This is a genomic window from Methanobacterium petrolearium (genome assembly GCF_017873625.1).
Taxonomy (GTDB): domain Archaea; phylum Methanobacteriota; class Methanobacteria; order Methanobacteriales; family Methanobacteriaceae; genus Methanobacterium; species Methanobacterium petrolearium.
In genome coordinates, this window is sequence record NZ_JAGGKL010000004.1 from 148,555 (window position 1) to 162,149 (window position 13,595).

Sequence of the window (13,595 nt, forward strand, 5' to 3'; positions counted from 1 at the left end):
AGATAAAAGGTGATAATTATGAAAAATATCGAAATAAGCCCAGTAAGCCGGATAGAAGGTCATGCCAAAATCACGGTACAGGTTGATGATTCCGGTAATGTGGCTGATGCCCACTTTCACGTTATGGAAATCAGGGGATTTGAAAAATTCCTGGAAGGTGCAGCAGTAGAAGAAGCACCCCGAATCACTCCACGTATATGTGGTATATGCCAGACAGCACACCACCTGGCAGCAGCCAAAGCCACAGACATGGTATTTGGACTGGAAGTGCCTGAAACAGCCAAAAAGCTAAGGGAACTCATGCTCCTGGGACAGTACATTCACTCCCATTCACTACACTTCTACTTCCTGGGTGCTCCAGACCTGGTTCTGGGCCCAGAATCTGACCCTGCCCTACGAAATGTGGTGGGAATTCTAAAAAGCAACCCAGACTTGGCTATGATGGCCATTAAAACCAGGAAAATCGGACAGATGATAACTGGTGTTGTGGGAGGTAAACCCATAAGCCCAGTAACTGCCATACCTGGAGGGCAATCAAGAGGCATAACCTCTGAACAACAAGCAGACTTATTAGCTCAATCTAAAGAAGCAATAACACTGATAGAACAGGGTGTGGAAGTAGCTAAACCATTATTTGAACAGTACGCTGAAGCTATTCAATCATTAGGACCTGTGGAAAGCCATTTCGGTGGGATAACCAAAGGTGGTACCATTGAATTCTATGATGGACCCGCCAAGATCATTGACAAATCCGGAAACCAGGTCTATGAATTTGCAGCCGCAGATTACCTGGACTACATCGAAGAAAAAGTGCAACCATGGAGTTACCTGAAATTCCCCTACCTGAAACAGATAGGATTCCCAGATGGAAATTACCGTGTGGGTCCACTGGCCAGACTCAATGTCATTGACACCATACCCACGGAAAAAGCCGGAGCACTCTACGGTGAATACAAGGATAAGTATGGAGTTGCCCAAAATGCTCTCCTGTATCACTATGCACGTTTAATTGAGTTGATGTACGCTGCAGAAAGAGCCGTGCAACTACTGGAAGATGACAGTATAACCGGTACTGACCTGCGCCAGCACCTATCAGAACCATTGATGACCAAGGACGAAGCAAAAGAATCCAGCGAAACCAGAAGGGGAGTTGGAATGATCGAGGCCACCAGAGGAATCCTGATCCATGACTATGAAACTGATGCTGCAGGATTCATCAACCGGGCCAACTTAATCGTTTCCACTGGACAGAACAACCTATCCATGGACATTGGAGTCAGAGAAACAGCTAAACAGATGATACATGGTGAAGATGTTGCAGAAGGTCTTAAAAACCAGTTGGAAATGATTGTAAGAGCATATGATCCCTGTCTGTCCTGTGCAACCCATGCAATAGATGGAAGCTCTCCTCTAGAAGTGGACATCTACGACAGCGAAGGCCAGCTACTCAAAAAACACTTACTGTGAGGTTCATCACCGGACCTCAAACTTTTTTTATTTTTAGAATTGCTTTTAAAAATTGAATTTTATATTAAACTGCTTTTTTGATTGATGTTTAAGTTAGTTCATTGTTACATACCATCTACAACAATAAACAATCTCTTAACATCCATTACTGATCACCAACCAAAAACGATAAGCATAATAAAAAGATAGATTAAAATTACTTTATATTACTCATGAGACAGATTAAATTACTTCATTATTATCACAATTCTCTTACCTTTAAACAGTGATCGGATGATTGACACCCATTTAAAGACACAACTGGAAAAAGCTACCCTGGCCCTGGATAAGACCACCGATATAGAAGGCATCCTTATTGTGGCCATTGATGGGCGGATTCTGCACCACAACTTAAGAGTTGATGTGGATATTAATCTCTTTGGTCCAATGTCACAGGTTATTTCCAACTCTTCTTATAGGCTCTTAAACTCATCTGGCCAGGGCGAAATGGAAAGAGTTCTGGTGGAATCTTCCGGGGGGAAAGCACTATTTTTAGGCCTGGAAAATGCACATTTAATTATTTTAATGCAGAATTCAGCTAACGTTGGCCTGGTTATGGTTAACGCCAAAAGAGCATCAGAAAAGATCAATGAAGCAACCCACGACCTTAAATTAGAGGTTCCAGAGGAAGTGCCAGTTGAACCAGAACCATCCGAAGAAATACCAACTGAAACAGTACCTGAAGAAATACCAACCGAAGAAGTACCTGCCGAGGAAATACCAGTTGAAACCACGTCACAACAACCGGTTACAACAGAAGAAACATCTTTAGAACCAGAGGAAACACCGATTGAAGAATTGGTGCCTGAAAAAGAGTTGGTTGAAGAAAGTTCTGGAGAAATTAAAGTTGAATCCGAAACTGTTGAGGTCCAAGAAGAAACCGTAACTCCCTCTTTATCAGAATCTACTACTCCTGAAAGCAAACCACAAGAAGTTGAAAGTAAAACCGGAACTGCAGAACTTGATCAATTAGAAAAAGCTGAAATTGTTGAAGTAGAACCAGAAACTCTGGAAACAAAACCAGAAACTCCAGAAGAAAAACCAGAAACCCTTGAAACAGAACCTCCAACTATCGAAGCAGAACCCGAAATCGTTGAAGAACCCGAAATCGTTGAAGAACCCGAAATCGTTGAAGAACCCGAAATCGTTGAAGAACCCGAAATCGTTGAAGAACCTGAAGAGAGAAAACCAAGTATACCCACGGTTAAACCCCCTATATCATTCCCAACCCTTCCAGATCATGTTGAAGTGCCTGATGATCCGGAAAAACGTTCCGAACTCATATTGGACATTTATGAAAAGATTTTCCTGGCCATGTCCCTGGGTGCAGCCAAGATCATGGGTGTTGCACCGGCCAGAGGACTCACCAAACAGTTCCTGCCCTTTGAAAAATGTCCGAAATTACTCCATAACGTTAACTTAAAAAGTAATGCCACCATTGATTTTACCCAGATAAAAAAGAACGCCCAGGAAATTCCCGTGCCAGAGCGAGAAGAAATATTTATCCATGATTTCAGTCGGATGATAAAGATCATAACTGAAAATTATGGCAATGTAATGGGTTACGAGGCATTCAGAGGTATGGTCCGTGCTGAGTTTTTAGCAATCAAGAAGTCCTATGGCGATGCAATGGATACACTTAACATCAAAAAGAACATGCATCCAGAAATTGCTCATCTCTTCAGTTAAGAGACACCCATCATCAGTTGAAAGACTGTTCATCTATCCAATTAATGTTCTCTTATCCATTTAATGATCATCTATCCAGTTAACTCTCTCCTATCCATTTAATGATCATCTATCCAGTTAACTCTCTCCGATCCAGTTAACTCTCTCCGATCCAGTTAACTCTCTCCGATCCAGTTAACTCTCTCCGATCCAGTTAACTCTCCCCTATCCAGTTAACTCTCCCCTATCCAGTTAACTCTCCCCTATCCAGTTAACTCTCCCCTATCCAGTTAACTCTCCCCTATCCAGTTAACACTTATCTATCCAGTTAACAGATTACTAAAAAAAATATCAACCAATTACTTAAATCCCAGTCCAACACACTGCCTTTTTTTATCCATATCAACCATCAACCATCATAATGGGATATAGAAAAAATTTTAGACTTTTTTTAAAAAATAAATTAAAATTAAATCAGTAAGGTTGTAAAAAAATAGGTAATTGACTAAATTTTAAAACTTTTTAAAATAGCAGTTACATACCATGACCATGCTATAATGGATTTAAAAAAATAACAGAAACATTCACCAATAATATTTTTAGATAAAGAAATATTCGGAAATTTATACAAAATATAACATTTAAAATATGAAAAAGACGGTGATAACATGAACGGACCATGGGTGGAGAAATACCGGCCACAAAACCTGGATGAGGTTGTGGGTCAGGATCACATTATACAAAGACTCAAACAATACGTAAACGAGGAGAGCATGCCTAATCTCATGTTCACCGGCCCGGCTGGGGTGGGAAAGACCACCACCGCCATTGCACTGGCCAAGGCCATGCTGGGGGAATACTGGAAGCAGAACTTCCTGGAGCTGAACGCATCGGATGCCAGGGGTATTGAAACAGTCAGGAAGGATATCAAAAGTTTCTGCCGGCTGAAGGCGGTTGGGGCTCCCTTCAGGATCATATTCCTGGATGAAGTGGACAACATGACTAAGGATGCCCAGCACGCACTGCGTCGGGAGATGGAGATGTACACCAAAACATCCTCCTTTATTCTTTCATGTAACTACTCATCCAAGATCATCGACCCCATCCAGTCCAGGTGTGCTATTTTCAGATTCGCACCCATCAAGGGACATCGAATTGTGGGGAGGCTGGAACAGATCGCCAAAACAGAAGGGGTTAAATACGCCCCAGGAAGTCTGGAAAGCATTGTCTACTTTGCTGAAGGAGATATGCGCCGGGCAGTGAACATCCTCCAGTCCACTGCATCCATGGGTGAGGAAATAACCGAGGAAAATGTTCACGACGTTGTTTCCAAGGCCAAACCCAAAGATGTCAGGCGTATCGTTAATTTAGCACTAGATGGAGATTTCATGAAAGCCCGTGACCTATTAAGAGAGGTTATGGTGGTTCAGGGGACCAGTGGAGAGGACATGGTAACCCAGATCTATCAGGAAGTCTCCAGGATGTCCATGGATGATCTTATCAGTGGCAAGGAGTATGTTGATCTGGTGGAGCATATTGGGGAATACGATTTCCGGATCCGGGAAGGTGCCAATCCCAGGATACAGTTAGAAGCTCTTTTAACCAAATTTTTACCAAAAGAAAAGGCAGATTAGATGTTGTGGACCGATAAATACCGTCCCAAAACCATGAACGAAGTTCTGGGTAATAAAAAGGCGGTTGAAGAGATTGATGAGTGGGTGGAAAGCTGGGAGCACGGTGAACCCCAGAAGTGTCTTCTGCTTATAGGGCCTCCTGGAACCGGTAAAACCACTCTGGCCCATTTGATATCTGTTTATTTCTCTGATCACATTGAGCTTAATGCCAGTGACAAGAGATCCTTTGACATTATAATGAACACCATTGGGGAAGCATCTGCCTCAACTTCCCTGTTTGGTGAGGGCAGGAAGCTGATCATCCTGGATGAGGTGGATGGGCTCCATGGTAATGAGGATCGTGGTGGTATACGGGCCATAAATAAGATCATCAAGGAGGGTCATCATCCCATGATCATGATGGCCAATGATCTTTACAGTAAACGTATCACCAGCCTGAAATCCAAATGTCAGGTTATCAAGATCCGTAAGGTGCACACCAACTCCATTGTGGCCCTCTTAAAGCGGATCTGTGTTAAGGAGGGTGTTGATTTTGAGGAGCACGTTCTCCGCACCCTGGCTAAAAGATCACGTGGTGACCTTAGATCAGCCATCAACGACCTTCAGGTGATTGCCCAAGGTAAGGACAAGATCACCTCTGATGATCTGGAGATCATATCCCAGAAGGATGATATTAACAATATCTTCGACTCGGTTCGAACTGTGCTTAAAAGCAAAACCCCCCGACATATCCGTGATGCACTACGGTTAGAGGCACAGCCAGGATTCATCCTGGAGCAAATCACTGAAAATATTCCCCGGGAATATGAAAAGCCAGAAGAAATCGAGAGGGCCTATGATGCCGTGGCAGAAGCAGATGTGTATCTGGGTAGGGCTTTCCATACCAGGCATTATGGTTACTGGAAGTACACCTATGACCTGATGGGAGTGGGAGTGGCCATGGCCAAGGATGAAACCTATAAGAAGTTCAGTAGATATGCCAGTTCCACATTCTACAGTAAACTATCCAAGAACCGTGCCAAGAGGGATCTCAGGGACAGGGTAGCAACCAAGATGGGGATGAAGATGCACACTTCCCGGGCAGTGGCCATTGAACAGTTCCCCTACTTTGAGATAATGTTCCAGCCAGAAGATGTAGCCCGAGACCTGGCAGACTACTTTGAACTGGATGATGCCGAGGTTAAACAGTTCCGGAAGCGGAAGATAAAAAATAGGAAGACCAAGAAGGTTTCTGAGGCTAAAAGTAAAGGTAAAACTAAAGCCGTGCCAAAAAAATCCTCAAAAAAAGCTTCCAATGAAACTAAACCTGTTTCTTCTAAAAAGGGTTCTAAAGACGTGAAACCTGAAAAAGGTTCTAAAAACGTGAAACCTGAAAAGAGTTCTAAAGACGTAAAATCTGAAAAGATTGTCGAAGATTCCAAATCAGAGGATAAATCAGGCGAAGGTAAAAAAAATAAGACAAGAAAGAAGAGAACTAATTCTTCAAAGGCCGCATCGCCAGATAATGGTGACTCAGGGAAGTCTGAATCTAAGGATAATGGTAAGCAGGTTTCGCTTTTTAGTTTTAAATGAGCTTTCAGGTTACAGATACAGGTTCACCATCTGGTGAACTTTGATTTTTTTAAATGAACGCTTGGGAAAACCGTCTTGATCCCATTATCTTCTTCCATTGTTGTTCTGACCCAGCCTTCCTCATTTTTTTAGATCTTCCTCATTTTACAAAAATTATATATTGGATAGTAATCCAATCTACACTTATCGGAATAGGGTTGCCGTGTTCTGGTGATGGTGTTTATTAATCGAAATCTATTAATAATAGTTTGATTTGTATTAATTATCTGGGGAATGACAGTGAAATTTTATCCACAATCTGTGGTTGGGGAGTGGTTTAATGGTTAGTATTCTCTTAGTTGAGGATGAATTTGTTGAAGCTATGGATCTTAAGAATCAATTGGAATCCCTTGGTTATTTTGTACCTGACATTGCTTCTGACTGTGAGGAAGCTGTTAGAAAAGTAGTGGAATTAGAACCTGATCTTGTTTTGACGGATATGGTTTTCAAAGAAGATGTTAATGGTGTAGACATAGTTGCGAAAATTAAAAGGTTGAATATACCGGTAGTGTACATCACAGGCCAGTTTGATGAATCTACATTCCAGGAAGCTATGTTAACTGATCCTGATGGTTATCTGGTGAAACCGTACAATACGCATAATCTTAAGTTTATCATTGAAGTGGCACTTCAAAGATCAAGACAGCGCTTAAGCCCTGATGAAAGGGACTATCTGGAATCTGTGGATAATTCAATGATTGTGGTTTTTAAAACCAATTTGGAGGGGGATATACTTTTTGTTAATAAGGCGATGGTTGATAGGTTCAAATTTAAAAGTGTGGATGAGGTGTTAGGAAAGAAATCCCTGGATTTTTATAAAAACCCTTCTGATCGGGAAAAGATCATCAACAACCTCAAACAGGATAATTCAGCTGAAGGTGAATTTGAAATGCTCACATCTGATGGTGAGGTCATTAACATCCTTATAAAGGCCCACATGACCAAGGATGGTTTGTTTGGAACTATGCTGAATATCACTAAACGGGTACAGGCGGAAAATAAGCTTAAAGAATCTCTGTTAGAAAAGGAGATTTTGCTTAGTGAGATTCATCATCGGGTTAAGAATAATCTTCAGATAATTTCCAGCCTCCTCAATTTACAAAAGAGTTATGTGGAGGGGGAAGAATCGGTTAATATATTAAAGGATAGTCAGGGCAGGGTCAGGACCATGGCCATGATCCATGAAAAACTCTATCAGTCTCCTACTTTCCGCAATATTCCCATTAAAGAGTATGTCATTGAACTTGTTAACAGTATTTTGAATTCTTATGGAATTTCAAAAGGCATGGTTTATCCAGAATTTGATGTTGAAGACTTGAAAGTGGATATTGACACTGCCTTACCCATGGGACTTGTTATCAATGAACTGGTAACCAACAGTATCAAATATGCCTTTCCCCAGAATAGGGGCACCCTACAAATCCAGTTCAGTTGCGGATCCAATGAGGATTACCAACTGGTGGTGGCAGATGATGGTGTGGGATTACCTGAAGATGTTAACATTGAAATTACGGACTCTTTAGGCCTTCAACTGGTAAATACTCTCGTGAATCAATTGGACGGCGAATTAAATATAGACAGCAGCCACGGAACCAAGTTCCAAATCAATTTCAAACAATTACAATACAAAAAAAGGATTTGAAGACCAGGCATGTCATAATTATGATATATTTTGGTTAAAATAAGTTCAAATATCGTTTTGATTTTGAAATTAATTATATTTTCGTTGATTGAACATAATTAAACATATATTCAATTGAAAAGATTTAACTTTATTTATTTATATTTTATAGATTTTAATTTTCACCAATTTTTGTTCAATAATTTTAAAAAAATATGATTTTAGCTCATAACTGATTTCTATTCAAAATAAGTCCTTACAACATTTTTCAATGTTTCAAGTGACTGTTTGGTTCGTTATCTTGTATTATTTAACGAAGTAATTCATAGAATTATTCTGCACTTAATATCACTGGAAAAAATTCGCTTATAGCTACCAAAGTCTATTTTATTTCTTTTTTCGCTTTTTTGATTAACCACATAATTAACAACATGTTTACTAAAATAATAAGTAGTAAGATTAATGATTCAGTTAACCATTCAGATGGAATTGATGTGTTAGTAATTGTAACCGTCACATTGACCATGATTTTTCACCCCATGAAACTCTTTATTAATGAGGCTGCCTCACAAAGAATTTTCTTTGATTATATGTTTAGTTGTTAAGTGTTTAGTTATTAATATTACTAGGTAGCCATCCATGGCCGTAAATAAGAGTACTTCAAATCATCAACTAGATTATGGAAGAGAAAAAGGTTGATCTTAATCTAGTAAAATCAGTGAATCAGTATCTTAAGGAACATGACCTTGTTAAATTCTTCTAATTATAATATTCAAAAGTTTGTTTTATAAAATAGGTTTTAAAATACTTAAAATAACTAAAAAAACGAATATGTTTGTGGCTATTATTTGAAGGTGGCGTTGAACCTTTTCATTTCTGCCTTGTGCCCATGAAACAAAAATAAATAGTAATATAAGAGTTGAAAAAACTGAAAGTGCTAACAAAGTAAAGAATATTAATTGCCAGGTTCCATCTAGTGCCATGCTTTCCCACATGAAAAATATGGATAGATATGCAACGATTATTCCCAAATAACCCATAAAAACATATTTCTCAGAATTGGTTTCTAAACATTCTGTGACTTCCTGACCTGTGGTTAACTGTTCTAACATTTTAAATAATTTACTTGTATTTTTAACACTATCAGAACCTATTAAAAAATCTCCACCTAAAATATTATCATCACAAATAATCCTTATCCAATTTTGCATATACACTGTACCAACTAGACCATACGGACTAAATTCTTTGAAAGAATATTTTTCAAAGGATTCAATGTTAGAACTACTCAAAATAAATGATAAATCATCTTTCAGATACTGATATTTCTCTGAATCAGAATCATCAAAACAATTATACATCAAATTATTATCCCTAATCAACACATCTCCTCGAGAAAAATATGCCAATGGATTGCTTTTAGCCCTTGGGAAACCTTCAGGTAAACTAAAATTACCAAATAATCTCTCAACAAAAAACGAAGATTTAATCACTTTTACAAAATTATCTAAATGATCTACGGAACTTATCCAAATAACAGAGTTTAAATCCATTAAAACACTTTTTTAGGCATATGAATACTAAATTAATTTGTAAACATTATCATCTAATAATTATCATCTAATAAATAATAACTTTTGATCTTGAATATAAACATTTGCGCTGTTTGAATCTAGTTTCTTTTTAACTTGTAAATTTTGTAATAACAGAGCGAATTCATCTCATTGAAAAAATAAAAAATGATCTTAAATCTCACCTTTGAGTTCTTTAACTCTTTTTTCATCTCCAAAATAGGATTACATAAATGATTGACACATTTATTTTAATAATCAATTAATAATTTTTAAATATTTTTTATATCAAAAACAGCCTTAAATATGGTACATTGCTTAATAAATATATGTAAACATTTTTACTTAAATTTAAAGGTTTAAAGCCCCAATTGTTCTTATAAAGTTAGAATTAAATTGAATTTTACGAAACTAATTATCAAATAGTTTATAAAATATGGAAAACAAGAAGAAAAATCCTTTTTTCAACAAAAAAAATCTAAGACCCTAAAACTCTTTTTACTTTTTTAAAATAGAAATAAAAATAAATAAAATGGGAAATGGAATGAAATTAGAATAGTAAAAGAGTTAAATCATCATAAACATGGCTAAAACTCCGATTACCTCCAGTACCATGAAAATCAATCCTATGATCAGGACAATGATTTCACCTAGAGAAAGGCCCTTGCGCAGAGGCAAATCTCCCTGTTCTTTCAACCAGTATTCGTTTAAAGTTTTTTGAACCATGTAAAATGGGATAACCAGACCGAAAGATAACAATAAAGAGATCATACCAGTTAATGGATTATCATAAAAGCTTAACCTCACAGACAGGTATGATAGAACCACCCAACTTATGATCACTGTGTATATTGAGAATGGTTTAACATTGGCTTCCTCTTCATAATCCTTTAAATCCTTGAATTGTGTTCCTACGAAATATAAATTGACTAAAGGTATGAAAAGGCCCACTGTTCTAAGACCTGGACTTATATCCAGATTTTTGTGTTTTTTGAAATCCCGCCAATTACGGTAGAACCAGTATATTTCATATAAACCCCCTGTGAGAATTATAAGCCAAATTAACTTATTTAGAGGCTGCACATTAGAAACACTGGGATCATTTGAAACATTATCAACACCATAAACACCAGATGATTCGCTTCTTCCAGATTCTTTTTGCATGTCAAATGATGTTCCACACTTACCACACTTTTTAGAACCTTTTTCTACATGTTCACCACATTCAGGACAATAATTAATACTGATTTCTTCTGTATCCATCTATATTCCCCATTTATTCAACTCTATCCCTTAATCTCACATAATACTCATTAAAGAAAAGTATTATTTCATCATAATAAAAAGTTTTCCATTAGTAATAGAATAGAGGTGTTAGGAGTTTTAAAGATATATCACGAAATAAATTTTTCTTTATCATAGTGTGGTATGACGAAGTAATTAATTGATAGTACTTTACAATAATTGTTTTAAGGGGTTCTTTGTTCTGGTCAGGCCTGTTTATTGGTTTTTTAATTTTATTTATATAAGTTCAGAATGAACATATGTATTAAATATTTCATTTACATTGCATTTGTGTTCAATTACTGAAAATTGTTTGATTATTAAATTAAAAAGATTCTTAGTTATTATTGTTACAATTAAATTATTTATTATTGAATTGAATACAATTATTATGGTAAGTTTGCAAAATGATAGAATTTACATAATAGCTTGGGTAAGTGGTGTTGCAGTTTTATTTTTATTTTGTCTGTTTTTATCAATTGGATTATTAATAAACATTTTCCCCGAAACATATCCCGCACTTCACGGCGGAATTTGGAAGTTTATAGCTTGGGTTGTAGCATTTTTATTAAATATCCCACTTTCATACCTTTTTACACTCATTCTCAATAAAATTATCTTGGGAACATGGCGAAAGGATAAGAATATAAAAAAACAGGAAAAATGATGATACCATATTAGAAGTAGCAGGTAGCCAAGAAGGTGACAATCTGGAAGTCACCATAGAAAACTGAAAGTACCAATAGAACAATGATGGGGGAATATTATGGGAAATTCAACTTTTAGATGTATAGAAGTATCAAAATTAGGGTTAAATGAATTAAGATTAATATATGACAGGGAAGAACATAGAAATAGTACTATAGAATCTAAAACTGCAGGTTTATTCGGATTTTCCTCATTATTAGTTGCTTTGCTTGTATTTACCCTTAATTCTATTCTTTCTAATATAGGAACACTACCTTGGCTGGCACAAAAAATAATCCAACTCTCAAATATTATTGGGATATGTTTAATTTTCTTATGTTTAATTTCACTTCTTCAAATTTTAAAAATCAGAGAATTTATAACTCCCTTCGCTTTTGACCCGAATGATATAGAAGCTCTACTAGCTAAATCAGATGAAGAATTAACGGATTTTATCACTGAAGATTATAGGAAAAGTGTATCACATCTTAATTGTGTAAACGAAAAGAAAGCAGATTTATTAGAAGATGCACTGAAAAAGTTAAAGTTCGGCGTCTATTTTTCTTTAATACCATTAATTGGTTTTCTAATTCTTAAGTTATGGATGTGATAAAATGGGTGTTAACCATCATATTAAAGCATGCTACAATGGTAAATGTGCAAATGAAGAATGCAAAAAGGAATTCAAAGAAGATTTCATTATTTATAAGTGTGAAGAATGTAATGAATACTTCTGTTATGCTTGTTTTTGCAAACAACATTATGAAAGACATAAAAAACCAATCCAATGGTTAGAATACAGAATAAAGAATGGAAAACCTCAAATCACAAGGGATCCACATGACCCACCATAATAAATCAATTAATATTATGTATTAAAAAGAGAATCATCATTGGATTATAATTTAGGGGATAAATATGATGAATATTAGTTTCGGGGGGTATCAAGAGAAGACTATGGAAGATATTCCTTTTTTGAAATGTCCAAATTGTAATAATGTTGGTCATAGCTTAACTGGAAGAGGTGATGGTATTTGGGAGTGTGATATTTGTAAACACCAAGATATACGCGAAAAATTCCCAATAATTCGAATTATGAAGGCTGTATTAACTTGTAGTAAATGCCAAACAAAAATTCATGATACTCCCAGTTACGGCTCTAGATTTTTTTCATGTTATGAATGTAGGAATGTTGTTGCTGTAAAATACAATAAAAAGTTTTATCAACCAACAGAAATTATAAATACACGATTTCAATCCCCTGAAAGCTTGAAAGGATTAGGAAGGGGAATTAATTTAGTTGAATGCCGTAATCTACGCACTACCTTACCACTTTATTTGTTGGAATTTTTATCACATGAAGAAGAAAATGGTTTTTTATCCTTTAAATCTAAGTATCAAAATGCCATATTGCTATATGTCCATAATGAATGTATAGGGTATCTTATTTGGTCTTTTAAAAAAAGAGAACATGATGGTTGTCCAATTTTAAGGCAAGTTTTTATTAAAAAAGAGCATCGCAAAAAAGGTTGGGGTTCACTATTAATACAAACATGGTATAACATATATGTTACTTCTAATGGAGGTAAATTTGGGGTTGAAAATCCTAATAACATCACATTTAAAATTTTAATAAATCTAGAGCATATTACAAAAGATAAAAATAATTTGGAATATAAGGACTGTTTTCTTATTACCTAATTGTGGTAAATATGCAGGAATAATCCAAAATGGTACGGAAAGATAATAATAAAACCAATGTTCTTCTTGAATTCCTGTCGTACTAAAAACAGGGAAAAATGTAGGGGATAAGTCAATAAAATGGTACAAAAAGATAAAATGAAAGTAGGTTTGATAGGCTTCAATTTCATTAAAGTTTCACAGATCCCCCGCATGACTAAATAATTAAAATTATTTTCCAAAAATGAAACTTTCCCTTTAGGTGAAGGTCAGGAGAAATGAGGAAACTTTGAATTACTCTTTTTTTACTTTAATAAATTATTCAAATTGTAG

General features: G+C 36.2%; 10 protein-coding genes. 8 read left to right on the forward strand and 2 right to left on the reverse strand.

From position 1 onward, the window contains the following. Positions 1-18: 18 nt before the first annotated feature. The 5 genes from J2743_RS05090 (at position 19) to J2743_RS05110 (ending at position 8,061) form a co-directional block, all read left to right on the forward strand. Complete coding sequence (locus tag J2743_RS05090; protein ID WP_209625483.1) at positions 19-1,467, forward strand: Ni/Fe hydrogenase subunit alpha; 1,449 nt, start codon at positions 19-21, stop codon at positions 1,465-1,467. Between the two features lie 273 nt (positions 1,468-1,740). After that, positions 1,741-3,195, forward strand: coding sequence for a roadblock/LC7 domain-containing protein (locus J2743_RS05095; RefSeq protein WP_209625484.1), 1,455 nt, complete (start codon positions 1,741-1,743; stop codon positions 3,193-3,195). 647 nt (positions 3,196-3,842) lie between these two features. Then, on the forward strand, positions 3,843-4,808 hold the full coding sequence (locus J2743_RS05100) for a replication factor C small subunit (protein WP_209625485.1): 966 nt from the start codon (positions 3,843-3,845) through the stop codon (positions 4,806-4,808). Continuing rightward, positions 4,809-6,380 carry a replication factor C large subunit gene (locus tag J2743_RS05105; RefSeq protein WP_209625486.1) on the forward strand — a complete coding sequence of 524 codons (1,572 nt, stop codon included), beginning with the start codon at positions 4,809-4,811 and terminating at the stop codon, positions 6,378-6,380. It begins immediately after the preceding gene. Between the two features lie 319 nt (positions 6,381-6,699). Further along, a complete protein-coding gene (locus J2743_RS05110) occupies positions 6,700-8,061 on the forward strand; it encodes a histidine kinase dimerization/phosphoacceptor domain -containing protein (protein ID WP_209625487.1) in 1,362 nt (453 codons plus the stop codon). A gap of 764 nt (positions 8,062-8,825) precedes the next feature. Here J2743_RS05110 and J2743_RS05115 read toward each other — a convergent pair. Further along, positions 8,826-9,593, reverse strand: coding sequence for a hypothetical protein (locus tag J2743_RS05115; protein ID WP_209625488.1), 768 nt, complete (start codon positions 9,591-9,593; stop codon positions 8,826-8,828). Positions 9,594-10,178: 585 nt separating this feature from the next. Next, entirely contained in the window at positions 10,179-10,874 is a 696-nt protein-coding gene (locus J2743_RS05120; protein WP_209625489.1) for a zinc ribbon domain-containing protein, read from the reverse strand. A gap of 787 nt (positions 10,875-11,661) precedes the next feature. On the opposite strand from J2743_RS05120, the gene J2743_RS05125 reads away from it, so the two are divergent. From J2743_RS05125 to J2743_RS05135, 3 genes are all read left to right on the forward strand, one after another. After that, positions 11,662-12,192 (forward strand): hypothetical protein, encoded by a 531-nt coding sequence (locus J2743_RS05125; RefSeq protein WP_209625490.1) that lies wholly within the window; start codon positions 11,662-11,664, stop codon positions 12,190-12,192. Positions 12,193-12,196: 4 nt separating this feature from the next. Further along, on the forward strand, positions 12,197-12,436 hold the full coding sequence (locus tag J2743_RS05130) for a hypothetical protein (protein ID WP_209625491.1): 240 nt from the start codon (positions 12,197-12,199) through the stop codon (positions 12,434-12,436). 67 nt (positions 12,437-12,503) lie between these two features. Then, the gene (locus tag J2743_RS05135; RefSeq protein ID WP_209625492.1) at positions 12,504-13,283 is read left to right on the forward strand and encodes a GNAT family N-acetyltransferase; all 780 of its coding nucleotides are present in this window, start codon (positions 12,504-12,506) and stop codon (positions 13,281-13,283) included. Positions 13,284-13,595: the final 312 nt, after the last annotated feature.

What these genes read in the sequence shown, in the direction of transcription:
- J2743_RS05090 (WP_209625483.1), top strand. Translation starts at nt 19, where the DNA reads ATGAAAAATATCGAAATAAGCCCAGTAAGCCGGATAGAAGGTCATGCC.
- J2743_RS05095 (WP_209625484.1), top strand. Translation starts at nt 1,741, where the DNA reads ATGATTGACACCCATTTAAAGACACAACTGGAAAAAGCTACCCTGGCC.
- J2743_RS05100 (WP_209625485.1), top strand. Translation starts at nt 3,843, where the DNA reads ATGAACGGACCATGGGTGGAGAAATACCGGCCACAAAACCTGGATGAG.
- J2743_RS05105 (WP_209625486.1), top strand. Translation starts at nt 4,809, where the DNA reads ATGTTGTGGACCGATAAATACCGTCCCAAAACCATGAACGAAGTTCTG.
- J2743_RS05110 (WP_209625487.1), top strand. Translation starts at nt 6,700, where the DNA reads ATGGTTAGTATTCTCTTAGTTGAGGATGAATTTGTTGAAGCTATGGAT.
- J2743_RS05115 (WP_209625488.1), bottom strand. Translation starts at nt 9,593, where the DNA reads ATGGATTTAAACTCTGTTATTTGGATAAGTTCCGTAGATCATTTAGAT.
- J2743_RS05120 (WP_209625489.1), bottom strand. Translation starts at nt 10,874, where the DNA reads ATGGATACAGAAGAAATCAGTATTAATTATTGTCCTGAATGTGGTGAA.
- J2743_RS05125 (WP_209625490.1), top strand. Translation starts at nt 11,662, where the DNA reads ATGGGAAATTCAACTTTTAGATGTATAGAAGTATCAAAATTAGGGTTA.
- J2743_RS05130 (WP_209625491.1), top strand. Translation starts at nt 12,197, where the DNA reads ATGGGTGTTAACCATCATATTAAAGCATGCTACAATGGTAAATGTGCA.
- J2743_RS05135 (WP_209625492.1), top strand. Translation starts at nt 12,504, where the DNA reads ATGAATATTAGTTTCGGGGGGTATCAAGAGAAGACTATGGAAGATATT.